Source organism: Pseudomonadota bacterium (genome assembly GCA_011049115.1).
Lineage (GTDB): Bacteria > Desulfobacterota > Anaeroferrophillalia > Anaeroferrophillales > Tharpellaceae > DSCM01.
Map to the genome: position 1 here is coordinate 1 of DSCM01000074.1, position 26,520 is coordinate 26,520.

The following is a 26,520-nucleotide window of genomic DNA, read 5'->3' on the forward strand; positions in this document are numbered from 1 at the left end:
AAGACATTACCAATAAGCAAACTTAAAATTTAACCATGAACATCAGTGCTTAACTTTATCTTGCAATCAGGGTGATCAATTTTCGATAATCACAACTGGTCAAATTTCGGTTGTCATAACTACTGATTTTCTCCCCAGCCAAAACAAAGGCCGTTCCGGAGACTTCCGAAACGGCCTTTGCCTGCGGATATTCTGAGGCGGAAAGAACCAACCAGTTTAAAATAATCGTGCCTATTCAGCCAGCCCGGATAACCTGGGGACACAATCCCGATTTCATCCAAAAATCAAGGGCAGGTCCCCGATTTTCCAGTTTTCCACGTCTCAATACGAAAGCAACGACGCTGGATAGCGACTTCAGACCGCTATCGCGGCCACACATATGTGAAAGTAATCAGCTTTTACCGACTTACTTGGAAGCTACAAATAATCTAGAGATACTTGAGCTTGGCGTAGCTTTCTTCCGATACCTTATTCCATTCTTCATATTGTTTTTTGAAAGCCAGATAAGAATCGCAGACCTTCCTGGTAAAAGGATCCGCGGCGGCCAGCTCCGTCAGCAGTTCGTCGCTGTATTTTTTTAGCTGCGCCAAAACATCATCGGGAAAACGACGTAACTGCACATGGTGCTGTTCCACCAGTTCCTTCAGATATTGATTGTTTTTGGCCTCGAACTCACAAAGCGACCACATGTTGGCTTTAAAATTAGCGGCGACGATAATCGCCTGCAGATCCTTGGGCAGGGCGTCAAACTTCTGTTTATTGACCATGCATTCCAGGGTCGTACCCGGCTCATGCCAGCCTGGCGTATAATAATACTTGGCCGCCTTGTAAAAACCCATCTTGTTGTCATGATAAGGGCCGACCCATTCGGTCGCGTCAATCACCCCCCGATCAAGGTTGGTATAGATTTCTCCGCCGGCAACCAGCACGGCGTTGCCGCCGGCCTTGGCCAGAACCTTGCCGCCGAGCCCGGGAATCCGCATCTTCAGACCTTTAAGATCCGCCACGCTGTTAATCTCTTTATTGAACCAGCCGCCCATCTGTACGCCGGTATTACCAGCCGGCCAGGAAATCAGATTAAACCTGGCGTAGAGCTCATTCCAGAGTTCCTGGCCGCCGCCGGAGACAATCCAAGCGTTCATCCCCTGAGCGTTCAGACCAAAGGGGACCGCGGCAAAAAACTGCGTAGCCGGATGTTTGCCGGCCCAGTAATAAGCCGCACCATGCCCCATTTCGACGGTTCCGGAACTAACCGCGTCAAAAACCTCCATAGCCGGCACCAGCTCGCCCCCGCCATAGACCGTGATGCGTAAGCGACCGTCACTCATTTCCTCAATCCATTTGGCGGTATGATCAGCGGCTTCACCCAGAACCGGAAAATGCGGCGGCCAAGTGGTGACCATCTTCCAGTTATAAACCTTCGCCGCCGTCGCTTTACGCGGTCTTAGCGCCATTCCGGCAACGCCAAGCCCAACCGCACCGACACCTGCCTTTTTCAGAACCTCACGTCTATTCATCCTCAGTTTTCTCCCTTGTCAGAATTTTAAAGATGACACCGTCAAGACAAACTAAAACATTATTATAGTCGGCTCCAAAGATACTCCCACAGACAGTTTCTGTCAAGCTCAAATGCGGGAGCGAGCCCCGCAACCCTGACGGCGCCTCCGACGGCACGGCCGGTCGCAAACAAGTACTTCGCAGAACAAGAAAATGTTCTGCGAAGTACTAAGCGGCCTCAAAAGGAGCTCACCCTGTCAGGAAAACCAGCGGCTCTTTTTCATCGGCGTGGGCCTCAAAAGTTTATTGACAAGTTTACTCAAGAGCAAATAAAGCGGCGGCGTTGTTGCCGCAGATCCGGTCAATTTGTTCCGACGTCAGGCCGCTTTCCGCCAGATCTTTGAAATAGCGCCGCGGTCGCAATAAAGGAAAATCACTGCCGAAAAGAATGCGCTCGAAACCAACCATTTCCCCTCCCAGACGATAGATATCGTTCTTGAAAAGATAGGGCGTCGCAGCCGTGTCATAATAGAGATTACGGGTAACTTCCGAAATTTCCTTTTTCAGAAGATGATAAAAAGGAAAGCCGCCGCCCCAATGAGCAAAGATGGTCGGGACATCCCCATAAAGTTTCAGAAATGAATAAAGATGGCGAAGCATAACATCGCTCTTGCCAGGATAAAGATGGCCGACCGGTTCATTGGTATGCAGCATGAGAACCTTTTGCCGAGTGCGCAACACCTCGATAACCGGACGAAAGCCATCGACGACCTGCCGATTAAACCCATCGACATAGAAAGCCAGTTCACCAACCCCATGCAGGCCCTGATCGAGACAACGCTCGCTTTCTGCCGCCGCCGCATCCGCATCGGCAAAGCCAAAACAGGCCATGCCCAGCAGACGATTGGGATATTTCCTGATCTGTTCAATCACATAATCGTTGCAAAGTCTGGAGATTCCGGCATCTCGCCAGGGGAAGCCAAAAACCACCGAACGATCCACCCCGTCTTCCGCCATGACCTCAAGCAATTCTTCGGATCCAACCAAACGGGATTTGGGCGAGGCATAAAGGAGTTCGAAGTCAGGTTCACCGGGAAAAAACTTTTCTCGTTTGGCTCTGATTTCCGGTGGGAAAATATGGACATGCACATCTATGTTCATCCGCATCACCTCTTACAAAAACATCTCCACAGCTCTGGGGAAAGCGAGCCCGGAACCGGATAGCAGCCTAACCTGAACCCGTAAGTCTAGCGGCGGCTCCAGCCACCAGCCCCCTTCAGCAACGCAGACGGCGGAGTAAAGCCCTTGAACTCCTGTTCCAGAGGGGCAAGAGGCTGCCCGCTAAAAAGCGAAGTCAAGCTAAGCCGCACTTTGTAGCGTTCATTCTGCAAAACAATCCCAGGCTGAATCAGCATCCCATAAAGCCCCTGACCACGACATTGCCGCCTTAAAAAGTCTACCGTGGTCTGATTTGCATTAGGCAGGCTGAACACCCGCAGATTACCAAAGCCCGGCAGCTGCGCGGCTAGGGCCCGAGCCAGCTGCGCGGCAAGACCGGGATCGGCGGCCAGGTTGCCAACCGGAGTAAGATAGACGACCACCGGCTCCGGAACCCACACTCGATCGGCGACGACCAAGCCTTCGCCGCCTTCTTCAACCCGCATCCGGCAAAGATGACCCGAGCTTTCCATGACCGTTACCGAACCCCGGAAAATCGGGGAAGCGGCCACGGCATCCCCCTGCTCGTCGAGCTCTACAGCGTCGCCGAACGCCAACAATTCAGCGCCGTAGGCCGGAACCAGGTCATCGAATTCGACAAGATAATCCCCACCCGGCAAAAGGGCGATGATTTCACCGCGGGCAGCGAGATTGGCGTTGAGTTTCTCCAGAACCAGAGCGCAAGCATTTTCTATGGAGGTCGCCTGAGCGCTACCGCTCAGCAACCAGAAAAACACCAGGACTGCTAAGACAATTCGACTGACGCTTACCGAATAACCCTGTTTTTTTCCCCCGGACTCGATATTTTTTTTCATCTCTATGCCAAAGCCCTGACAATCCGTTCTCCAGCCTCATTAAGTCGAGCTTCGGGAACCGTCAGGGAAATTCGAAAATAACCCTCACCACTGGCGCCGAAACCATTGCCGGGAGTTACCAAGACCCCGGCTTTTTCCAGGAGCATGGCGGAAACCAGAGCGGAAGTCATGCCTTTGGGATTATTAATCCAGAGATAAAAGGTCGCTTTGGGCGAGTTCAGAGTAAATCCCGCTTGGCGCAGAAACTCAACCATCAGATCCCGCCGTTTGCGATAGATTTCATTCATCTCCATAACACAGTGCTGATCAGATGAAAGCGCCGCAATTGCCGCCTCCTGAACGGCCTGAAACACCCCGGAATCAATGTTGGTCTTAACCTTACCCAAACCCGAGACCAGATCCTGGTTGCCAATCGCAAACCCAACACGCCAGCCGGTCATATTATAGGTTTTAGAGAGAGAATGGAATTCGATACCAATCTCTCGAGCCCCGGGAACCTCAAGAAAGCTCAACGGGCGATAACCGTCATAGGCCATCTCCGTATAAGCCGCGTCATGACAGACGATAATGTGGTTTTTGGCCGCGAACTCGACGACCCGCGCGAAAAATTCGTGATCTGCGGTGGCCCCGGTCGGATTATTGGGATAATTGATAAACATCAGCTTGGCCCTGGCCGCGATCTCCGCCGGAATCGCGTCAAGTACGGGCAGAAATCCGTTTTCCTCCTTCAGCGGCATCAGGTAGGGAATTCCCCCCGCAAAACTGGTGGCGACGGAATACACCGGATAGCCAGGATCCGGAACCAGCACATATTCACCGGGATTGACAAAAGCCAGCGGCATATGCGCGATCCCTTCTTTGGATCCAATCAGGGAAACCACCTCTCTGGCTGGATCGAATCTGACCCCAAAGCGACGGGCAAACCAATCGCTTACCGCTTGACGATAGGAAAGCATGCCGACATAGGAAGGATACTGATGATTCTCAACCTTGACCGCGGCCTGTTGCAGACGACTGACAATATGGGCCGGAGTCGGCATATCCGGATCCCCCACACCCAGATCAATCACATCAATCCCCCGAGCCTCGACTTCGGCTTTCATAGAATCAATCGCGGCAAATAGATACGGCGGCAGTTGTTTAATACGGTCGGCATACTCAAATTTACGGTTCGTCAAGTTTAACTCCTTTATCGCTGTCGGGTCAGAGAACGGCGTGTTCTCCATAAAACCCGTTCTCTGAACAGATAATAATATGACTACTCAGTCTCGGGCGTTCCTCAGAGGTTCGCTATCTGTTTTTTTCAGCGCACAGGTTTTTTCAGCGCACAGGTTTTTTCAGCGCACAGGAAACCCCAATGACGGAATTTATACCCGACATGGGGTTTCGCTGAGAAAAGCAACAAACCTCTCGAAGCGTGGCGGAAACTCACCTGAACCGTCACGAAGTCGCAACTCGTCTGCGTAGCCACTCAAATATTACAAAAAGGGACACTGTTTCTGAATGAAACAGTGTCCCCATCATTTTACCCTTAAATTTAATGGCTTTGTAAAAAACACCGGTTCTCCCTGATAGGACCGGCACCGAAAACCTTTCGGCACAGGGAGCCTCACCTCTGAACAGGCCTCCCTCGCCGGATGAATGTTAATTCGTTGCAGGAAATCAAAACTGAAAATCAACCTTGATAAATCTCTTCGTTGAAGGTCTTGATCCACTGGCTGCGTAAAATTTCTTTTGCCCTCTGAATGTCATCAACCTCAATAATCAAAATAGCATCTTCACCCTTCAGGGTGATGTAAGGGTAGAGAGTCTCGACATTCACCCGCGCTTCTTTCAAAGCCCGCAAGACAACATTCAGCCCGCCTGGATGATCAGGGGTTCCAACCGCGATGACCTCTTTACTATAAACCGCGAAACCATTGGCCATCAGTACATTATAAGCCTGCTCCGGGGTATCGACGATAACCTTCAGACGATGGGGATCAAGTTCGGAACAAGCCATAATCCCTTTAATATTAATCTGCTCTTTCTCAAGAATCTCGCAGATCTGATTCAAGCGGCCCGGGGTATTATCAATTGCTATCGAAAGTTGGGTAATGGACATGTATTACTCCTGCAGAAATTTAAATTCACCTTTTCGCGCCCTGGTTTCCCAAAAACCGGGCTAAGCCAAATATCCGGCCCCTTTTTTCACAGCCTGACAACTGACTTCAAATAGTGCCTTTTTTCCTCCCATTAAATATTCAAGACCGGCAAAGATGGCCTCCTTACTAGGCACCCCAGCCAGCCTGGCAAAAACCCCGAGCATCACCAGATTGGCTGAGCGGTCACTACCCAGTTCAAGGGCGAGAGCGGAAGCCGGAATGGAATAGATATCGATGTCGCCGCGGGCGGGAACTTCTTCGGCCACCGATGAATTATAGATCAGTTTGCCGCCGGGCACCAGGCGGTGAATAAAAGCCGCGGCCGAAGGTTGGTTGAGCGCCACCACAATATCGGGTGCGGAGGCCACCGGCGAGGCGATCTCTTCATCCGCGATAGTAACCGTACAGTTGGCCGTTCCCCCGCGCATGGCCGCGCCATAAGCCGGCAGGTAGGTCGCATGAAAACCCTGAATCATGGCCGCAGTGCCCATAACGTTGCCAAGGGTGAGCACCCCCTGGCCGCCGGAACCGGCGCAAAGAGTCTTGACAATCATCCCTTTTCCTTCCTTCTCTCATCACGCTTATCGGTCAGCAAGCCCGGTTTGTATTCTTTCACCATTTCATCTTCAATCCACCTGCAGGCGGCAACCGGATCCATTTTCCAGTTAGTCGGACAGGGCGAAAGAACCTCGACAATCGAATAACCAAGCCCCTCGACCTGGGTCTGAAAGGCATTGGTAATGGCTTTTTTAGTTTTGCGAATACCGGCGGGGGTAGCTACCGTAACCCGTTCGGCGTAAGCCACCCCGGGAAAACCGGCTACCACATCGGTGATATGCAGAGGATAACCGTCAAACTCAGGATTACGGCCATTGGGCGAAGTCGTCGTACTCTGGCCCAGAACCGAAGTCGGGGCCATCTGTCCGCCGGTCATGCCATAAACCGCATTATTGATGAAAATAACGGAGATATTCTCGCCCCGGTTGGCTGAATGAATCGTCTCCGCCGTCCCGATCGCGGAAAGGTCGCCATCCCCCTGATAGCTGATCACAAAAAGGCCGGGATTGGCGCGCTTGGCTCCGGTGGCGATAGCAGTCCCCCTGCCGTGAGCCGATTCGATCACATCAAAATCAAAATAGTGATAGGCCAGCACCGCGCAACCCGCCGGACAAACAAGATAGGCCTTACGGCCCAGATCCATTTCCTCAAGCACTTCCGCTACCAGCCGATGGACAATCCCATGTCCGCAACCAGGGCAATAGTGGCTGACCACATCTTTTTTATAGTATTCGGGCCATTTGTTTAAAAGTTCCATAGACGATCCCTTATCTCGGTTGGACAACGAGCTTCATATAGATTTAAAGCTCTCAAAGGACGGCTGAAGTAAAGTTCTGCAAAAAAGCGGTCCGGCCTAACTTAACATCCGTCGATAATAGCGATGAATTACCCGGGAGAACTCAATCGGAGTCGGAATAACCCCACCCGGACGACCATGAAAGGCAATTTCAGCCTGCTGTCCTTCCAGCGAGAGTCTGACATCCTCAAGCATCTGTCCGGTACTCATCTCAAAGACCAGAAAATTCTTGATTTTATGAGCCACCTTCTGCAGAATTTTATCCGGAAAAGGAAAAAGCGTGATCGGCCGAATCAGTCCGACTTTAAGACCATCCTTACGAGCCCGCTTGATAGCTCCTTTGGCAATGCGTGCGGTAGTTCCATAAGCAACCACGGCAAAATCGGCATCGTCCATCATATAAAGCTCATACAGGGTTTCCTTCTCCGCCATTTCTTTATATTTACGCACCAACTTCCAGTTATGACGCTCCATCGCCAGGCCATCCAGAATCAATGACGCCTGGTAACGACTGGGGCCGTCACCGCGTCCCCGTAGAGCCCAAGGTTTCTCGGGCAGCGCACCAATCGGCTCAGGGAAGATCACGGGTTCCTTCATCTGCCCCATCATACCATCACCGATCAAAAGGATCGGAGTCCGGTAGGTATCGGCCAGCAAGAAGGCTTTAAAGGTCAGATCCGCCAGTTCCTGGACCGAGGCCGGAGCCAGCACCGGAGTCCGGTAGTCCCCGTGCCCGCCGCCCCGGGTTGACTGAAAATAGTCACCCTGAGACGGAGCGATATTACCGAGACCAGGCCCCCCGCGCATCATATTGACAATCACGGCGGGGAATTCAAAGCCGGCGAGAAAAGAAAGACCTTCCTGTTTCAGGCTGACCCCGGGGCTGGAAGAAGATGTCATCACCCGGGTTCCGGTCGAGGCCGCCCCGATAACCATATTAATCGCCGCCGTCTCACTCTCGGACTGAAGAAATACACCCCCATGCTTTCGCATGTTCACCGCCATATACTCCCCCAATTCGTTCTGGGGAGTAATCGGATAGCCAAAATAACATCTGCAGCCGGCCCTGATCGCCGCCTCGGCAATACAGTGATTACCGCTCACGAAAACTTTATCCACCATACACCTCTATCGCCAGGTCGGGACAAACCTGGGTGCAGACCATGCAACCGATACAGGCCCCCGGATTGACCGGTTCGGCCGGGTTGTAACCCATTTGGTTCATCTTTGCCGAAACCCCCAGAACCTCTTTTTTACAGGATGCGATACACAAACCGCAACCCTTGCAAAAATCGCGGCGTACCTTGACGGTAAACACCTTTTCTTTTTTACTCATTTTTAAATTTCCACTCTCAGACTCAAGAAGTCGAAATAACCATTGCGGCACTTCGTTCTCAGTTTGCGTAAGAATCTTAACCCGATCAAAGGGAGTCACTGTTAACAAATGAATGCAAAAAATTCAAGCTTTATTTGAGACTAAAAAAAACCGAGCCCAAAAGAGCCCGGCTTCCCCATTCTTGACCTGTACGGTAAAGTTTCAGCCGGCATTCACGCAACACGGCAAGACGCGCCAACGGCCCGACACTCCCCCGAAGCAGAGGTTCACCCAATAAAATTATTTTCCGGTAAAATCCAAGCCGGTCCGCAAACCTCAAAAAGAATCAAACAACATTTTCCCGAATCCATTGCACCGTTTCATCAACCGGGCTACCGGGAGTAAAAACTGCTTTAATACCAGCCTTTTTTAGTTGCGGAATATCATCTTCCGGAATAATTCCACCACCGAAAACCGGAATATCGTCAGCTCCCTTTTCCGCCAGAAGCTCAACAATTCTGGGGAAGAGATACATATGAGCGCCAGCCAGGCTGCTGACGCCGATAACATTTACGTCTTCCTGAATTGCCGTCGCGACAATCTCTTCCGGAGTTTGGTGCAGCCCTGTATAAACCACCTCAAAACCGGCATCACGCAACCCCCGGGCAATAATTTTAGCTCCCCGATCATGGCCGTCAAGCCCGGGTTTGGCAACCAGCACCTTAATCTTTTTCTCGCTCATGGGTCAATTCCTTGCACTATATATTAACAATTCTCTAATACGGAAGCGAGCCCCGCAACCCAGAAGTGGCCATGCGGCCCGCAAACCAGTCTCCCCATCAATTCATTTCCTTTCTTTTCAAAGCGGAAACAAACCAACTAAAACATACCCGGATCAGTATAGCGTCCATAAACCTTACGCCAACAATCACAGATCTCCTGAACGGAAACATACGACTTGACAGCTTCAATCAAATGCGGCATCAAATTATCATTACCCCGGGACGCTGTTTCGATCGCTTGCAGACATGTCTGAACCTTGGCCGCATCACGAGATTCCTTAGTCTTGGCCAAACGCTGATGCTGGCGTTTTTCAATCGCCGGATCAATTGTCAGAAGATCGACCTTCAGCGTCTCTTCCATGCGATATTTATTGACCCCGACAATGGTTTTTTCGCCCGAATCGATCTGACGCTGATAATTATAGGCGGCATCGGCAATCTCTTTCTGCGGAAAACCCACATCTATGGCTTTGAGAATGCCGCCCATATCATCAATTTTCTGAATATAGTCAAGGGCTTTCTTTTCCATTTCATTGGTCAGGGCCTCGATAAAATAGGAGCCCGCCAGTGGATCAATCGTATTCGTCACCCCGATCTCCTCGCCGATAATCTGCTGGGTCCGCAAAGCGATGGTGACGGCATGTTCAGTCGGCAGAGACAGCGTCTCATCAAGAGAATTGGTATGCAGAGACTGAGTACCGCCTAGAACCGAGGAAAGGGCCTGAAATGCAGTCCTGACCACATTGTTGTAAGGTTGCTGGGCCGTCAATGAACAGCCGGCTGTCTGCGTGTGAAAGCGCAGAAGCCAGGATTTAGGATCCTGAGCTCCGAAACGATCCCGCATGATCCGGGCCCACATACGGCGAGCAGCCCGATACTTGGCGATTTCTTCAAAAAAATCGACATGAGCGTTAAAAAAATAGGAAAGCCGGGGCGCAAAATCATCGACTTTCAAACCCCGGTCAATACAGGCCTGGACATAGCCGATGCCGTCGGCGATCGTGAAAGCCAATTCCTGAACGGCGGTCGAACCGGCCTCACGAATATGATAACCGCTGATACTGATCGTATTCCAACGCGGCACCTCTTTGGTACAGAATTCAACGGTATCGACGATGATCCGCATTGAGGGTTCGGGCGGCAGCATAAAGGTCTTCTGCGCGATAAACTCCTTAAGCATATCATTTTGAATGGTGCCGCCGATCTGATCCCGGCCAACCCCTTTCTTCTCTGCCACGGCAATATACATAGCCAAAAGAATCGCCGCCGGAGGATTGATGGTCATCGAGGTGGTGACCTTATCCATGGGAATACCCTCAAAGAGAATCTCCATATCCGCCAGGGTATCAATCGCGACCCCGCATTTGCCGACCTCACCCATGGCCATCGGACTGTCGGAATCGTAGCCCATCAAGGTCGGCATATCAAAAGCCGTGCTCAGACCGGTTTCACCATGCCCGAGAAGGTAGTGAAAGCGGGCGTTGGTCTCCTCAGCCCCCCCCATGCCGGCAAACTGCCGCATGGTCCAGAGACGTCCCCGATGCATACTGGCCTGGACCCCCCGGGTAAAGGGAAACTGACCAGGAAAGCCGAGATCCGTATCATAATCAAGCGCCGTGATATCCTCGGGGGTGTAAATATTTTTGATTTCCTCATCGGAAACCGTGGAAAACCGTTCCAGACGCTCAGGCGCCCTGGCTAGGCTTTTGGCCAGCAATTTATTCCACTCCTGGTGGCGGGCTGCGACCCTTTGTATAGACTCACCTGTAAACATCTAACTTTCTCCTTGAACCGAAGGTCAACCGACGCCTCAAAACCGGCATCGGGTAACCAGGCGGAAACTACCGCAACGATAGTATTTCAATCACCATGATCATTATAGACGACCGAGAATCTGTTGCGCAATAACCAGCCGCTGAATCTCAGAAGTGCCTTCGTAAATAGTGGTAACCCGAACATCCCGATACATTCTCTCCACCGGGTATTCAGCCGTATAACCGTTACCGCCGAGAATCTGAACCGCCTGATAACAGGAACGATTGGCTGCCTCGGAGGCGTAGAGTTTGGCCATTGAAGCCGCCGTCGTGAAAGGCTTCTTTTTCTGCTTCAGAAAGGCTGCCTGCAGAACCAGCAGGCGGGCCGCCTCAAGCTCGGTATAGGTATCGGCAATCCGCCACTGCAAGCCCTGAAAAGTAGCAATCGGACGCCCGAACTGTTCTCTCTCCTTGGCGTATTCACAAGCATAATCAATCGCTTCAAGACCGATACCCAAGGCCAAAGAAGCAATCCCGATGCGCCCGCCGTCCAACGCCATAAAAGCTATTTTAAGTCCAAAGCCTTCCTTGCCCAGCAGGTTCTCTGCAGGAATCAGACAATCTTCAAAAACGATTTCGCTGGTAATCGAGCCCCGCTGTCCCATCTTGTCTTCGGCCCGACTGACCGTAAACCCCGGAGTATTCTTTTCAACCAGAAAAGCGCTGATCCGCTGACTTCGGGGAGCGTCCTTGTCGGTCACCGCCCAAACCACGAAAACCCCTGCATATTCGGCGCTAGTTATGTAGATCTTACTCCCGTTTAATCGATAACCATCGCCCTCTCTAACCGCTGTCGTCTTCATGCCACCCGGATCGGACCCGGCCATGGATTCAGTCAGCCCGAAAGCTCCGGCGGAATATTCACCGCTGCAGATTCGGGTTACATATTTCTCTTTCTGCGCCTCCGTTCCGAAAGCACAGATAACCTCGGCCACCATATTCGTTACCGACATGGTCACCGCCGTCGCGGCACAAGCGCGAGCCACCTCAATCATACCGAGACTGTAAGGTACGACCCCGACTTCTGCCCCACCGTAAGTCTCCGGTATATTCATCCCCATAAACCCAAGATCAGCCATTTTCTTGAGATTACCGAAATCCATGCGATGTTCTTTATCAAGAATAGCCGCTTTGGGTTTAAGCTCGCTCTGAGCAAAATCCCGAACCACCTCCTGAATCATCAATTCATCTTCATTGAGAAAAAAATCCATTTATCCACCATCTTTCCAGGCGGTTGCAATTCCGGAAACAAACCGGAAAATCCAACCTACGCCCTAAAAAACATAGAACAACTTTTTATTCAATCGGCGCCCTGCGTACACCAAAACCCCTGCTTTGTCAATCAAAAACAGTTAACGTGAGCTGGCGAAACGAAGCCGGAACCATTTCCAGGCAACCACACGAAAAAAGCCCCGCTGCGGCATCCTGCGACAGCAAGGGCTTTTTAAATAATCAAGCCGGTATCCTCCAATCCACAAACGAAAAGAAAAGACCGAAGGCCTACTGCATTTCTTTCAGCTTGGCAACCAAGGCAGGAATGATCTGCTTCAGATCACCTTCAATACCGTAATCGGCAACATTGAAGATATTGGCTTCTTCATCCTTATTAATCCCAACAATAACCTTGGATGAGCCCATTCCTGCCAGATGTTGAATCGCTCCGGAGATACCGGAGGCAATATAAAGATTAGGACTGACCACCTTGCCTGTCTGACCTACCTGCGCGGCGTGTTCACGCCAGCCGGCATCAACTGCGGCCCGAGATGAACCCACGGCGGCGCCCAGAGCATCGGCCAGGTCTTCAATCAGCTTAAAACCTTCGGGACCACCCAAGCCCCGACCGCCGGAACAAATAATATCGGCTTCCGTCAACTCCGGCCGATTTCCTCCGGAGAGATTGACGGCGCTCACACTAACCTTAGCAGCCGGCACTTCAACCGCGAAATCAACTACGGCACCCGCGCCGGCGGCTTCTGCTGCGGAAAAGACATTCGGTCTTAAAGTCGCCATTCGCACCGGTCCGGCAACCTTGAAGGTCCCAATCGACTTTCCAGCATAGATCGGATGTTGAAAAAGGAAATCACCTTCATTAAACGCAATCGCCGTACAGTCGCTGACCAGTCCACAATCGACCCGCGCCGCCGCGCGAGCGGCGAGTTCACGCCCGATCGCACTGTGGCCAAGCAATACCAAGGCCGGATTTTCCTGGTTGATATAGGCAGCCAGAACCGCAGCATAACTTTCGACCGTGTAGGTGGCCAAAGCGGCATGATCAGCCACCGCAATTTCGTCAACCCCATACTTCTTAAGATCTTCCGCCAAACCGGCTACGCCACTGCCGATCAGCAGGGCTTTCAGAGTTTCACCGGAGGCCGCAGCCAGCCGTTTGCCTTCACTCAAGGCTTCAAAGGTGATTTTACGCAAACTCCCACCACGCTGTTCAACGCAAACTACAATACTCATCTTATCATTACTCCCTTAGATAACCTTGGCTTCATCTTTGAGCAGCTGCACCAGCTTAGCCACCACTTCGTTAACCTCACCAGTCAACTTCTGTCCAGCTTTACGAGCCGGCGGCAATTCAGCAGCCGTCATCACCACCTTGGAAGCAACATCCTCGGCACTGAGACCGAGATCTCCCAGAGACAGCACGTCAAGTGGTTTACGTTTGGCTTTCATAATCCCCGGCAATGAAGGATAACGTACCTCATTCAACCCTTTCTGCGCGCTGATCAGCGCCGGCAGGGAAAACTCCAGAGTTTCGGTTCCACCATCGATTTCACGGGTCGCGGTCGCTTTGCCATCACCAAGAACCAATCCGGTCACGACATTGGCTTGAGCCAAATCAAGCTTTTCCGCCAGCCGTGAAGGCACCTGGGCAGCGCCATCATCCACGGCTTCCTTGCCGGTGAAAACGATATCATAGCCGGCTTCCTTTTCACTCAGAAGCTTAGCCAATGCCAACGAAACCGCCCGGCTGTCGGCTTTAGCCAACGCCGGATCGTTAATCAGAATCGCACGGTCAGCCCCCATAGCCAGACTGTAACGCAAAGCTTCCTGGGCTTTGTCACCACCAACCGTGACGACCAGAACCTCGCCCCCATTTTTTTCCTTGGTGCGAATGGCTTCTTCAACCGCGAATTCATCATAAGGATTGAGAATCAGGTTTACTCCCTGGTCAGAGATCTGACCATCGCCACCGATAACAATCTTGGCCTCGGTGTCAAAGGTCTGTTTGATACAGGCTACAATCTTCACAACAGCTTCCTCCTCTACAAGTTGAATTTTTAACCACGTCTCAACTGTCAATGTATACGGACCAGCGGGGATCAACCGGTCACCCCACCCTGGATGCAGAACGGTTCGGTCCGACGGACCAAACCGAACCACAACTCCTATCAATTATTATTTCAGCACATTACTGGCGATAACCAGACGCATGACCTCACTGGTACCTTCATAAATCTCCGTAATTTTGGCGTCCCGGAAATAGCGTTCCAGAGGATAATCCGTGGTATAACCGTAGCCACCGAGAATCTGAATCCCCTGGGTGGCGGCCTTCATCGCGGTTTCGGAAGCCATCAGTTTGGCCATGGCTGCTTCCTTGCCGAAAGGCAGCCCCTGATCTTTCAGATAAGCGGCCCGATGGGTCAGAAGCCGAGCCGCTTCATAATGAGTCGAAAGATCGGCCAGCATCCACTGAATCGCCTGCAGCTGAGCAATGGGTTTACCAAACTGAACCCGCTCTTTCGCATAAGCAGTCGCATCCTCAATCGCGGCCCGGGCAATCCCCAGGGCCTGTGAGGCAATCCCGATCCGCCCGCCATCGAGCGTGGTCAAGGCCACCTTAAATCCTTTACCCATTCCACCAAGCAGGTTTTCCTTGGGAATCCGGCAATCATCAAAAACCAGCTCCGCCGTCGAGCTGCCGCGAATGCCAAGCTTGTCCTCGAGAGTACCGACGCTGAAGCCGGGATTGTCAAGGTCAACAATGAAAGCGCAGATGCCACGATGTCCCTGGCTCTTATCGGTCTGCGCGATAACCACCGCATAATCGGCTTCATTACCATTAGTGATAAATATCTTACGCCCGTTAATAACCCATTGATCGCCGTCAAGCACCGCCATCGTCGACAGATTAGAAGCATCGGAACCGGCATTGGGCTCGGTCAGCCCCAAGCAGCCAAGTTTGCGCCCGCTGGCCATGTCGGCCAGATACTTTTTCTTCTGTGCTTCGGTCCCGAAAATTTTAATCGGCTCACAGGCCAGGGAATTATTAACCGACATGATAACACCGGTCGCAGCACAGTGCCGGGAGATTTCCTCGATAGCAATAGCATAACAGATATTGCTCATCCCGGCGCCTTCATATTCAACCGGCACACTAACCCCCATCAAACCTAATGCGCCCATTTTCTTGACCGTGGCGGCCGGATATTTATGTTCTTTATCCACCTCCTTGGCGATTGGTTTAACTTCCTTCTCGGCAAAATCCCGCGCCATCTGCAACATCATTCTTTCTTCATCGGTGTAAGCAAATTCCATAACGCATTTCCTCAATACAAAAAAATTATCAGCCATGTACCCGCGGCCGGCAAAAATGATCCGGACTAGCTTCGTAGGCACTGCCACCGACTTCGTTCCCCTTCAACCGTCATCACTGCGACGCAGTTCTGTATCCGCCGCAGGCCTCAGTTTTCCAGGCGCCTCGCATTCGAAGTTGTTACTGTGCCATCCCGTTTTTTACGATTTTCAAACGTTGCCACGGGTTTATTAAGGTTTGTCCGGCACAAAAGAAGATCGCACAAGTCTCAGTTGTATTCGTAAAAGCCACGCCCACTCTTGCGCCCCAGAAAACCAGCGTCAACATATTTTTTCAACAGTGGACAGGGGCGATATTTGGAATCACCCAAGCCCTGATGGAGAACGTTCATGATCGCCAGGCAGGTGTCCAGTCCGATCAGGTCGGCCAGGGCCAGCGGCCCCATCGGGTGGTTCATACCGAGTTTCATCACATTATCAATGTCCTCCGGCTTACCGACCCCCTCGAAAAGGCAATAGACGGCTTCGTTGATCATCGGCAAAAGAATCCGGTTGGCGATAAAACCGGGATAATCATTGGCTTCACAGGAAATTTTCCCCAGGCGCGTAGAAAGTTTGACCACCGCCTCAAAGGTTTCGCCATCGGTTGCCAGACCACGGATAACCTCGACCAACTTCATGACCGGAACCGGATTCATGAAATGCATGCCGATGGTTTTCTGCGGCCGCCTGGTAGCCGCGGCGATGCGGGTAATTGAAATCGACGAAGTGTTAGAGGCCAGAATCGCCGACGCCGGACAGATACGATCAAGCTGAGCGAAAATATCCAACTTGATTTTCTCATTTTCAGTCGCAGCTTCAACCACGAAATCTACGTCCTTCATATCCGCCAGCTGAGTGGTCGTCTTGATGCGTCCCATCACCGCATCCATCTCAGCCTGATCCATTTTCCCTTTGTCAACCGAACGTTGCAAATTCTTTTTAATAACCGCCAGGCCTTTTTCGACAAAGGCATCTGCAATATCATGCATCACTACCTGCAGCCCGGATTGAGCGGCCACCTGGGCAATCCCGTTACCCATCTGCCCGGCCCCGACAACTCCAAATCTTTTAATCTCCATATGCTTCTCCTGAATCAGCAAACCGCCTGCAAAACCTACTGCATACAGGCTGATGAAATTGAATATAACTTAAACTCCAGCCGGCGGCCAGATCAGCGTCTTTCAACCACCATGGCCGCGCCCTGACCACCGCCGATACAAAGAGAGGCGAGACCACGCTCGGCATCATTTCTTTCAAGAACGTTCAACAGGGTCACAAGAATGCGGGCTCCGGAACAGCCGATCGGATGACCCAGAGATATTCCACTGCCGTAGATATTGGTTTTATCCATACTAATTCCGAGCTCACGCACACAACCAATCGCCTGCGAAGCAAAGGCTTCATTGAGCTCGAAGTAATCGATCGCCTCCAGACCCATGCCGAGCCTTGACAACAGCCGTTTGATCGCCGGCACCGGACCCAGACCCATGTACGCGGGATCAAGACCGCCTGACTGGAAACCTTTGATTACAGCTTTAACCTTCAGGCCCATGGCCGCCGCTTTTCCCGGGGTCATCAAAAGCAGAGCGGCCGCAGCATCGTTAATACCGGAAGCGTTGCCTGCAGTAACCGTACCAGTTTTTTTGAAGGCCGGGCGCAGCCGCCCCATTTTTTCGACCGTGGTATCCATCGGCCGTTCATCAATGGAGAACGCAAGCGGATCCTTTTTATGTTGAGGAATCATCACCGGAACAATCTCTTCCGTAAACATGCCGGCAGCGATCGCGGCCCGGGCCCGTTGATGGGAAAGGGCGCCGAGTTCATCCTGCTCACGACGACTGATACCATAAAGCTCAGCAATATTTTCTGCCGTCAATCCCATATGATAACCGTAAAAAATCTCCCACAGTCCGTCATGCACCATCAGGTCGACGGCTTCGACATTCCCCATTCGCGCCCCCCAGCGGGCCGTCGGCAGGGCATAAGGAATCCGGCTCATATTTTCCATGCCGCCGGCGATTACCACCTCGGCCTCGCCCAGAGCAATCGACTGGGCCGCCAGAGCCACGGCCTTCAAACCCGAAGCACAAACCTTGTTAATCGTAAACCCACCGAATTCACAGGGAAGCCCCGCCCGAATCATGGCCTGGCGGGCAACGTTCTGACCTTGCGCCGCCCCAACCACATTTCCCATGATCACTTCATCGACCTGCAATTCGGTCAGGGCCGATTCCCACGCGCCATATTTACTTCCGATTTCACAATCATGGCCTTGTAAGGCCTTAGGGCGGGCAGCGGCGACATCGGCTCCGACCTGGGGACGACAACCGATCTTTTCGAGAACATTCCTGATAACGGTGGCGCCGAGATCAACCACCGGAATATCCTTAAGGCTGCCGCCATAGGTTCCGATCGCAGTCCGGGTGGCACTGACGATTGCTACTTCACGCATTTTCGCATCTCCTATAAGTATGATTGTCACTGAGCTCAGATAACGGTTCGCTTAATACTAAGCCAGATTTTCTATAACCATGGATACCGCCTCAGCGCCACCCAGACAAAGCGACGCCATGCCATAACGTTTCTGCCGACGCCGCAGGGCATAAATCAAAGTAGTCAGAACCCGGGCTCCGGAACAACCAATCGGATGCCCCAGGGCCACGGCGCCACCGTTGACGTTGACACGGGCAGGATCAATGCCAAGTGCCTTGATGATAGCCACACTAGAGGTGGCGAAAGCCTCATTTATTTCATGCAGATCGATATCATTGATTGCAAGACCGGCCTTTTGCAAAACCTTCGGGATCGAATTGATAGGAGCCACCAGAACGTCCTCCAGAGGAACCCCAGCCGCCCCTTGCGCGACGATCCGGGCCAAAGGCTGTAATTTAAGTTCAGAAGCTTTAGCGGCACTCATGACCAGCATGCAGCTGGCCCCGTCACTGATTTTAGAGGCGTTGCCGGCGGTAACAATACCATTACGATCAAAAGCAGGACGCAATTTAGCCAAGGCTTCCAGAGTTGTCGCCCGCGGTCCTTCGTCCGTAACAAAGGCATAAGGATCACCCTTGCGTTGAGCTATCATCACCGGCAAAATTTCATCGGCAAACAGGTTATTTTCTATCGCGGCCAAGGCTTTGGCATTTGAGTCGATGGAATACTGATCCATGGCTTCACGGGTAACGGAAAACTTTTTACTGACCAGCTCGGCCGTATAGCCCATATGGTAATCATTGACCACATCCCAGAGACCGTCATGTACCATGCAGTCGACAAGCTGACCGTTGCCCATGCGCAATCCGCCCCTGGCCCCAGGCATATAATAAGGAATATTACTCATGCTTTCCATGCCGCCGGCAACGATGATTTCAGCATCCCCGGCCTTGATCGCCTGTTCAGCCAGCATCACCGCCTTCAAACCCGATCCGCAGACCTTATTAACCGTAATCGCACCGCCGGCCATGGGCAAACCGGCTTTGATCATGGCCTGGCGACCCGGATTCTGGCCCAGCCCGATGGGCACGACGTTGCCCATAATTACTTCATCAACCAGGTTCTTATCAAGGCCGGCCCTTTCGATGGCGCCGTTGATGACCAGAGCTCCAAGCTCGGTCGCCGTGAGAGAGGACAGAGCGCCCTGAAAATTTCCGATCGCCGTCCGCAGCGGCGCAACAATGACTACATCCTTAACCATTTTAATCTCCTCAAGAACACTAAACTATTGACTTCTAATGCGGAAGCGAGCCCCGCAGCCCAAACCCGGGCCTTGCGGACCGTAATCAAGCTTTTTCATCAGTTCATTTCCTTAGTTTTTTCAAACCGAAAATCAACGGCGCAGGACTAAATTTCGAACCGGTTACTCTATATTTTTGGCGCAGCGCTCTCGCCTCCAACTATTTTTTCAGCAAGACCACATCCTGATAGTTATGACCGCCGGGATAAATTACAATTTCATCAAAATATCTTCCCCAGACATCAACCAGGTATTTTGTACTCAAAAAAACATTGCTGTTATAAGTTTTAGCTGTTTTATAAGTAAATACCATTCTGTCTTTCGGCATGGGAGAAGCGAGAAAGGATGGGGTTACATCGTACTCTGCAATATATTGATTCCCATCGACCAGCGCATCATAAATCCCATCTCCCGCTTTCATCCCCTTCCAGGTATTTTCAGTGTGAACCGTCAAGTAAGCGACGCCTCCTTTTCTCAGAATGCGCCTGAGTTCCAACAACCATGCATGTTCAAGCAAATCTATGTGAGAAAAAACTGAAAAAGCATATAAACAGTCAAAATAATTATCCTCAAGGGGCAAATGAGGCAAACTGGTACTCTGAAAAGCCCTTATCTTTCCAGGAAGATACCGTCTCACCCATTCGACATGACGACCATTGATATCACTACCCCAGACTTCAATTCCATTTTCCTGGGCGGCAAAATGTCGCAACACCCTGCCGGTGGCACAGCCAAAGTCAAAAATCCGTGACCCAACTGCCAGCTCTAAGCCATGGGCTGAAGCCCGCTGCTTTATCAAGCAATAATCAAGCAAACCGCTCAACCAGAAATCATAATGTCTCTCACCATGATACCCTTCTCGGTCAACAGTCAAAGGCAAAGGATAATTGTCCTTGGCGAGACATTCTTCAAGATTGGGCTTTAACTCCAGGGAAGCAAAGGAAGTATAAACCTCACCGCCGAGATATTTTTCAGCTGCACTGAGCTTGGCGAACCCATTTTCTTCCGAATTTATGGACAGGGCTGAAACCAGGGTTCCAAAGGTAAAATCATTGCCCTCCGGTCCTCCAGCGACAACGGCGTGCCGTTGAATAAAATCGATTGCCCGCTGTTTCAGTCTTGGTATCATTATTAGCGTCACCTTAATCTGGTCACTGGCCGCAGGTAAATTCATGCACCCAAATGACGTGGAGATTAATTTATTTCAGAAATGAGCTATGTATATACCACGTCTCCTGAATTTCCATGCCACCAACTTACAATCAGACAATCTGTGCTGCTTTCAGATCTGCTATTTCCTCGGCGCTGAGCCCCAGGCCAAGTAGGATTTCATCTGTATGTTCTCCCAGACCCGGCGCTTGCCGGTGCGCGGAGGGCTTGAAGCCGTCAAGCATCACCGGACAATTCGTCTGCGTAAGATAACGCCCATCAGGCAAAGGAAGCCGCCAGAACATCCCACGGGACTGAAAATGAGGATCAGCCTGGACTTCGGCCATGGTGCGCAACACCTCACAACAGGTGTCACGGCCGGCCAACAACTCTCGCCAGGCCTGGGCCGAACGCGCGGCAAACAAAACCTCCAACTCCCTTTTCAGATATTCTTGCCGGGCCGGCTCCTGATGATCACCGGCAATCAGGTCTTCCCGACCAACCGCAGCGCAGAAATTGCGCCAGAATTTTTCTTCGAGAGCGCCGAGAGCAATTTCCCGCCCCTCTGCGGTCCGGTAGATCTGATAACAGGCCAGCTGCCCGTTAAAAATCGTCGTATCCGGAGACGGCTCCAGCCCCAGGGCATAATGATATGCGGAAAGCAGAGGCAGCATGCTGACCAAACCATCGGTCATGGAAATATCCAGAAAGGCTCCGGGGCCGCCTTTCAGCACCCTGACATAAGCGGCCAGAATCGCGCCGGCCGCGGTCAGAGCCCCGCCGGCAACATCGGCCACCTGAATTCCGGAAAGATTTGGGATTTCGCGATTGGCAGTGGTATTGAGAACCCCGGCTTCCGCCATATAGTTAAGATCGTGACCGGCCTTGAAAGCTTCCGGTCCACTGTGACCGTAACCGGTGATCGAGCAGTAAATCAGTTTCGGCTTCAGGGCGCGCAGTTCCTGATAGCCGCAACCCAGACGCTCCATCACCCCGGGGCGAAAGCTTTCCAGCAATACATCGTACTCAAGAACCAGCCGACGTAGCAGTTCTCGACCGGAGGTCGACTTAAGATTCAGGGTCAGAGATTTTTTATTGCGATTGACCGCTAAAAAAAAAGCGCTGATACCATCTACCAACGGAGCCCAGCCCCGTAAGTAGTCACCCTCGCCCGGGGCTTCAACCTTCAGAACTTCAGCGCCGTAATCGGCGAGCACCATACTACAGAAAGGTCCCGGTAAAAGCCGGGTAAGATCCAAAACTTTAAGACCCTGAAGAAGATCATATTGAACATTTTCAGACATCATCAGAGGGCTCCAAAGTCAGTTAACGTTAACTGTTAAGCAAGGATCTGAAAAACGGGGTCATTTTCTTCATTATCATGACCCCGCCGCCCTACTATTTTTCCTCTATTTTTTCAAGAACTTTTTCTTTTTCCACCAACTTCACAAAATGACACAATTCGCAACGATCAGCTTTCGTGTCAGCCTGGTGGCATTCTCCCAGAAAACAGCCCTGCATTCTCGGACGGTTGGTTGCAATCGCGTATTTATCATGGGCTACCGCGTAATGACAGACCATGCAGTCATCAATTTTGACTTTTTCGGCCTTATAATGCTTGGCATGGGAGATCTTGACAATCCGCGTGCTTTTAACCTCCTGCAATTTAGGAATCTCGGAATGACAGCGTAGGCAGTTTTCATTCAAAACCGAGCGGCCGCTGTTGTAATGCACCGGAATGATTTTGTCCCGATAATGAACAATCGGATTGCTGCCTGATTCAGGAAAGGCGCCCAGAGGTTTAGTGTGACACTCATAGCAGGTCACTTTGGCGGCCGGATGAGACTGAGAGGAGTGCCATAGCTCATGGATTGTCGGATGACAACTACGACAAAGTCCATCATCCTTATCAGTGTAACGAGCAATCGCAAAAAAACCAACTATCACTGAAACCACGATACCGATTATCAAACTGGTCTTCAACCAGACCGGCTGATCACTATAGAAGCTGAAATCAATCTTCATACGCTTTTCACCTAATCACATCCTTCTGCTACGGAGTATCAGCCCAGCAACTTCTTCAAGTGACTGCGGCTAAACGCCAGAAAGGCACAACTTTGCTGGTTACGGTTCTGTAAAAAAGTCAGCGGCCAAGCCACCGAAATATCCTTAGAGTTTCGGAGATAACCAAGATTTACAGGATGGTTATTCCACTTTCTCCAACCAATCGACTCAACCCGCCGGTTGAAATTTTTTTGTCGACCCAATCAAACCTTTTTGAGGCGCACCGTCGTATCAAGCGTAGTCATGCCGGAATTTTCCCGGTCTCTATCGCTTTTAAAAATACGTCTGATATCAACGCCATTTCCTTTTTCCTGCCACCAGATCGGCTCGACCTTATCCCAGGAGCGCAAACGAAAGGAAAATGGGGTAAAATGAATCGGATTATGTATCAGCAACGAACGGGTCATGGGATCACTGTCGGCAATGGCTCGGGCTTTGGCAACCTTCCCCATCTCCGTATGACCGAGCCCCAGGGCAATCGCCACGCAGGAAGGATGAATGGCTTCGCTGAGCCAGGCTCGTACTTCCAGGGTACCAGCTTTAGTTTTAACCTGAACCAGGTCACCCTCCGAAATTCCCAGACGAAAAGCCCGCCGAGGATGAATCCACAAGGGATTATCGTGCCTTAACTCGGATAAATACTTTGAATTGGCCGTCAAATTATCAAGTTCGTGCCAACGGTAAGGAATCAGGGTAAAGTTATCCTCTGCGCTTATTTCCAGGGACTTCGCAAAAGGTGCAAATTTGCTGATGGTAAGCGATGGCCTCAAATCAGCCGTTTCAAACTTGTCTTGATAGCACTGAAAACCACTGGCCTGCAATTTATGCCAAGCGATCCCGGCGGCGGCAAATTGAGGGGCAGAAAACTGCTCTTCCAGCCAAGCCTTGAACCTCGGAGCCGCGTTCTCACTCTCACCTGCGAGAACCTTTTCCAGTTCCAGCACAATCTGGTTGAAATCCCGAGTCTCTCCGACCGGCTGCCGCCGGGTCGCAAACAAATCGAGATTGTTCGCCTTCGCCTGCCGTAAAAGCAGAATTTCATCAACCAGCTGCGAAACCGGCTGGCGCAGCGAGAGAACTCGACGACCGTCGGCCAGGGGCATATCCGCCACCCCCCAACCCTCAAGTTCAGTCGCCGCCGGGAGAATAATATCTGCAAAAACCGAAGTTTCAGTGAGATGGGTATCAATTGCCAGATGAAAGGGAACTTTATACGGATTGCGCCACAACACATGGGAATAGGGTCCGCTGAAGGTCGCGAAAGCGGGATTGCAGGCATAGCTCAAAACCGCCGGCCGGTTACCCTTGCCTTGCAGCCAGTCGGCAAACCAGTCCAGTGAAACTCGCTCTCGTTCACGTTGACCGGCACACCGTCCGAGACCGGAGCCCAGTCCGTCCTCTTCGCTGTAATAATACAATCCTCCGGGACGTCCCAGGCTGCCGAGGAGCACATTCAAAAGTTCTACGGCCGCCGCACTATGCCAGCCATCGTGGGCCGACAGCAATTCCTCATCATAAATCGCCATGGCCGGGGTTTTACGCGCCATTTCACGGGCCAGATCCGTGATCTGACCTTCTTGCAAACCAATCCGGTCGGCAACCAGGGACGGCTGATAGCTTTTCAGCAGCGCTTTTAATTCATCGACTTTAAGCCTCTGTCGGGAAAGGGAGCGGGCGTCATAAAGACCACTTTCAAGCAGACAATAAGCCAGGGAGCGGGCCAAGGTCCCGTAATCAGCCGGAGCCACCGGCAACCAGAGGTCGCTGCGGCCTCCGGTATTGTTTAAACGCCCACTGACGGTCACCAGTCTAGCCCCGTTCTTTACTCGTCCGGCAATCAGCTGACGCATATCGGTCAACATCTGCGATCCCCTGATATAAGGATCGGCGGCGAAGTTAAGAATGAAACGACTGCCGGCAAAATCACGATGACAGCCACTCACTCCATAAAGCTGCAGGCGCAATTTCTTCAGGGCCTGATCAGGCAAATCTTCCACCGCCAGCGCCTGAGGGAAGAGTTCAAGCAAACGCTCCTCCATAAGCTCGCTGCGCCCCAGTAAAAGGGCCACTCCGGTTCCGCCGGCGGCCTTGTAGGGTGTCAGCTTTTCCGCGATCAGCCGATAGGCTTCAGCCCAACTGACATTCCGCCATTTACCACTGCCGCGCTCGCCATCTCGTACTTTGGGTTGTAAAATCCGATCCGGATCGTAGAGCCGATCAAGCTGGCCATAGGCTCGAGCGCAAAGTTTACCTTCATTGAGAGGATGAGCCGGATTGCCATGCAACATCACAATCCGATCCCCTTCTCTATAAGATATCAAGCCGCACCGATTCTCACAAAGCCCACAGGTCGTCGGCATTGGATTTCTGAATTTCCTCAGGGTCCTGGCCTGCTGACGATTCCACGGCTTACGATACTTTTCCGCCAGCTTTAATGTATCCGGCAAGGCCAGGGCACCGCCGCTGACCGCCCCCAGTTTCAAAAAATTTCTGCGATCTATTTTCATCTCAAAACGTCCTTTTGCAAGACTTCCCTACATCAGGGGAATGGCCTGACCGCCATACACGGTAACGATCCGCATGGCCAAAATACCGACCATATTCATCACGGCGGCGACTACAAGCCAGAAATAGCTGCGGCGCATTCCCGGAATCATGACAATTATCATGGGTATCACTTTTCCGATCAGGTTTTCAACGATCACAAACCAGAATGACATCTTGCCGAACAACATGAAGTGCGCTACCTCCTGAGCCTCCAGCTTGGAGTACAGGAGAACGCTGTAATCACAAAAAACCAGAAAGAGGTCAACCGCCAACAGCCAGCCCAAAAGTTTAGCCAGACTACCGATAAGTTCATCATTAATGACTTTTTCGGCGGTAAAAAAACGATCCCGAATCATAATCAGCAGAATCATCATCGAGATTCCGGAAACCATGGCCGAAAACAGAAAAACGATCGGCATCAGACCGGTATTCCAATAATCTCGCGCGACTCCGAGGGCCAGGATCCAGCCGGTATAACCATGCACGGAAAGGGCCATAGGAATGCCGATCAGGCCGAAAATCTTAGTCATTTTCATATTCCCCCTGAACATGAAAATACCGTAGATTATCGAGTTGATCGGGTAGAGCATCAATAGAAAGGCTCCATATGACATAGCCGATACGGGATTTAAATACACGAAATGGTTCCAAACCGATTTAATCGGCCAGCCGACCTGCATAAGGAGGAACTGCGGCGCCAGCAGCAACAGGATTACCGCCGCGACCACCCCCATTTTACTGGCCGGTTTAAACTTGCTCATACCGAAGCCGTAAGAAAGCGTGGAAATCATGAAAGATCCGGCGCTTAATCCCGTACAATAGAAATAGTAAGAGATCAGAAAGGCCAGAGTGGTCTGATATTGAACATCGAAAACTACTTTTCCCATATCAGTTTAGCCTCCCGCTTAATCTCCATCGTCGCCGGATCAAGTCCGATATAATAGACTCTTGGACCGGTACCCATTTCCGGTTTCAGGGTGGCCACAGCCTCGGTCGCTACTAGTCTGGCCACTTCGCTCTTGGGATCGTTAAGATTGCCGAAAATCCTCGCACTGCTGGGACAGGCCTCAACACAACTCGGCTGCAGCCCAGCATCCACCCTGGTACTGCAGAAATCACATTTATCGATCATCCCTTTCTGGGGATGAATATATCTGACCTCGTAAGGACAAGCCGACATACAGTAACGACAACCGACACAAAGATGCGGGTCGACCATAACGATACCGTCCTCGCGTTGCCAGGCGGCATTAACCGGACAGACTTTGACGCAGATCGGATTCTCACAGTGATTGCAGAGTGTCGGTCGGAAAGCCCGGACAACATCCGGATATCCACCCTTTTCAATTTCCTTGACCCACGCGCGCCAGATCCCCAATGGAACATCATTTTCAATCTTACAGGCGATTTCACAGGTATGGCAGCCGACGCAGCGATTCAGGTCGATTACCATCCCCCAGCGCGGCAGGTTTTTATCTCTTTTCTGATGCGAATTGGACATGGT

General features: G+C 51.6%; 24 protein-coding genes. All 24 read right to left on the reverse strand.

Annotated features, from left to right (window positions below):
• Positions 1 to 428: 428 nt before the first annotated feature.
• Positions 429 to 1,517 carry a twin-arginine translocation signal domain-containing protein gene (locus tag ENN66_05975; GenBank protein HDS16147.1) on the reverse strand — a complete coding sequence of 363 codons (1,089 nt, stop codon included), beginning with the start codon at positions 1,515 to 1,517 and terminating at the stop codon, positions 429 to 431.
• 295 nt (positions 1,518 to 1,812) lie between these two features.
• Positions 1,813 to 2,658, reverse strand: coding sequence for an amidohydrolase (locus ENN66_05980; protein ID HDS16148.1), 846 nt, complete (start codon positions 2,656 to 2,658; stop codon positions 1,813 to 1,815).
• 86 nt (positions 2,659 to 2,744) lie between these two features.
• On the reverse strand, positions 2,745 to 3,530 hold the full coding sequence (locus tag ENN66_05985) for a hypothetical protein (protein ID HDS16149.1): 786 nt from the start codon (positions 3,528 to 3,530) through the stop codon (positions 2,745 to 2,747).
• A 2-nt stretch (positions 3,531 to 3,532) separates the two neighbouring features.
• On the reverse strand, positions 3,533 to 4,756 hold the full coding sequence (locus ENN66_05990) for an LL-diaminopimelate aminotransferase (GenBank protein ID HDS16150.1): 1,224 nt from the start codon (positions 4,754 to 4,756) through the stop codon (positions 3,533 to 3,535).
• Positions 4,757 to 5,205: 449 nt separating this feature from the next.
• Positions 5,206 to 5,634, reverse strand: coding sequence for an amino acid-binding protein (locus ENN66_05995; GenBank protein ID HDS16151.1), 429 nt, complete (start codon positions 5,632 to 5,634; stop codon positions 5,206 to 5,208).
• 60 nt (positions 5,635 to 5,694) lie between these two features.
• Positions 5,695 to 6,228 (reverse strand): 2-oxoacid:ferredoxin oxidoreductase subunit gamma, encoded by a 534-nt coding sequence (locus tag ENN66_06000; protein ID HDS16152.1) that lies wholly within the window; start codon positions 6,226 to 6,228, stop codon positions 5,695 to 5,697.
• On the reverse strand, positions 6,225 to 6,989 hold the full coding sequence (locus ENN66_06005) for a 2-oxoglutarate oxidoreductase (GenBank protein ID HDS16153.1): 765 nt from the start codon (positions 6,987 to 6,989) through the stop codon (positions 6,225 to 6,227). The genes ENN66_06000 and ENN66_06005 overlap by 4 nt, the downstream gene beginning before the upstream one ends.
• Positions 6,990 to 7,085: 96 nt before the next feature.
• Positions 7,086 to 8,150 (reverse strand): 3-methyl-2-oxobutanoate dehydrogenase subunit VorB, encoded by a 1,065-nt coding sequence (gene vorB / locus ENN66_06010; protein ID HDS16154.1) that lies wholly within the window; start codon positions 8,148 to 8,150, stop codon positions 7,086 to 7,088.
• Positions 8,140 to 8,364, reverse strand: coding sequence for a 4Fe-4S dicluster domain-containing protein (locus ENN66_06015; GenBank protein ID HDS16155.1), 225 nt, complete (start codon positions 8,362 to 8,364; stop codon positions 8,140 to 8,142). The genes vorB and ENN66_06015 overlap by 11 nt, the downstream gene beginning before the upstream one ends.
• 325 nt (positions 8,365 to 8,689) lie before the next feature.
• A complete protein-coding gene (locus ENN66_06020; protein HDS16156.1) occupies positions 8,690 to 9,085 on the reverse strand; it encodes a cobalamin B12-binding domain-containing protein in 396 nt (131 codons plus the stop codon).
• Between the two features lie 137 nt (positions 9,086 to 9,222).
• Positions 9,223 to 10,899 (reverse strand): methylmalonyl-CoA mutase, encoded by a 1,677-nt coding sequence (locus tag ENN66_06025; GenBank protein ID HDS16157.1) that lies wholly within the window; start codon positions 10,897 to 10,899, stop codon positions 9,223 to 9,225.
• A gap of 102 nt (positions 10,900 to 11,001) precedes the next feature.
• Entirely contained in the window at positions 11,002 to 12,150 is a 1,149-nt protein-coding gene (locus tag ENN66_06030; GenBank protein ID HDS16158.1) for an acyl-CoA dehydrogenase, read from the reverse strand.
• Between the two features lie 289 nt (positions 12,151 to 12,439).
• Positions 12,440 to 13,402: an electron transfer flavoprotein subunit alpha/FixB family protein gene (locus ENN66_06035; GenBank protein ID HDS16159.1), complete on the reverse strand. Its 963-nt coding sequence runs from the start codon at positions 13,400 to 13,402 to the stop codon at positions 12,440 to 12,442.
• A 15-nt stretch (positions 13,403 to 13,417) separates the two neighbouring features.
• Positions 13,418 to 14,197 (reverse strand): electron transfer flavoprotein subunit beta/FixA family protein, encoded by a 780-nt coding sequence (locus ENN66_06040; protein HDS16160.1) that lies wholly within the window; start codon positions 14,195 to 14,197, stop codon positions 13,418 to 13,420.
• Between the two features lie 147 nt (positions 14,198 to 14,344).
• Positions 14,345 to 15,484 carry an acyl-CoA dehydrogenase gene (locus ENN66_06045; protein HDS16161.1) on the reverse strand — a complete coding sequence of 380 codons (1,140 nt, stop codon included), beginning with the start codon at positions 15,482 to 15,484 and terminating at the stop codon, positions 14,345 to 14,347.
• A gap of 266 nt (positions 15,485 to 15,750) precedes the next feature.
• Positions 15,751 to 16,602: a 3-hydroxybutyryl-CoA dehydrogenase gene (locus tag ENN66_06050; GenBank protein ID HDS16162.1), complete on the reverse strand. Its 852-nt coding sequence runs from the start codon at positions 16,600 to 16,602 to the stop codon at positions 15,751 to 15,753.
• Positions 16,603 to 16,694: 92 nt separating this feature from the next.
• Positions 16,695 to 17,975, reverse strand: coding sequence for an acetyl-CoA C-acetyltransferase (locus tag ENN66_06055; GenBank protein ID HDS16163.1), 1,281 nt, complete (start codon positions 17,973 to 17,975; stop codon positions 16,695 to 16,697).
• Between the two features lie 57 nt (positions 17,976 to 18,032).
• Positions 18,033 to 19,217, reverse strand: coding sequence for an acetyl-CoA C-acetyltransferase (locus tag ENN66_06060; protein HDS16164.1), 1,185 nt, complete (start codon positions 19,215 to 19,217; stop codon positions 18,033 to 18,035).
• 199 nt (positions 19,218 to 19,416) lie between these two features.
• On the reverse strand, positions 19,417 to 20,430 hold the full coding sequence (locus ENN66_06065) for a class I SAM-dependent methyltransferase (GenBank protein HDS16165.1): 1,014 nt from the start codon (positions 20,428 to 20,430) through the stop codon (positions 19,417 to 19,419).
• A gap of 88 nt (positions 20,431 to 20,518) precedes the next feature.
• On the reverse strand, positions 20,519 to 21,712 hold the full coding sequence (locus ENN66_06070; protein ID HDS16166.1) for a CoA transferase: 1,194 nt from the start codon (positions 21,710 to 21,712) through the stop codon (positions 20,519 to 20,521).
• 91 nt (positions 21,713 to 21,803) lie between these two features.
• Positions 21,804 to 22,430, reverse strand: a complete 627-nt coding sequence (locus ENN66_06075) for a hypothetical protein (GenBank protein ID HDS16167.1) — start codon at positions 22,428 to 22,430, stop codon at positions 21,804 to 21,806.
• Positions 22,431 to 22,672: 242 nt separating this feature from the next.
• On the reverse strand, positions 22,673 to 24,976 hold the full coding sequence (locus tag ENN66_06080) for a hypothetical protein (GenBank protein ID HDS16168.1): 2,304 nt from the start codon (positions 24,974 to 24,976) through the stop codon (positions 22,673 to 22,675).
• A 27-nt stretch (positions 24,977 to 25,003) separates the two neighbouring features.
• The gene (locus ENN66_06085) at positions 25,004 to 25,903 is read right to left on the reverse strand and encodes a hypothetical protein (protein ID HDS16169.1); all 900 of its coding nucleotides are present in this window, start codon (positions 25,901 to 25,903) and stop codon (positions 25,004 to 25,006) included.
• On the reverse strand, positions 25,891 to 26,517 hold the full coding sequence (locus tag ENN66_06090) for a 4Fe-4S dicluster domain-containing protein (protein HDS16170.1): 627 nt from the start codon (positions 26,515 to 26,517) through the stop codon (positions 25,891 to 25,893). The genes ENN66_06085 and ENN66_06090 overlap by 13 nt, the downstream gene beginning before the upstream one ends.
• Positions 26,518 to 26,520 lie beyond the last annotated feature (3 nt).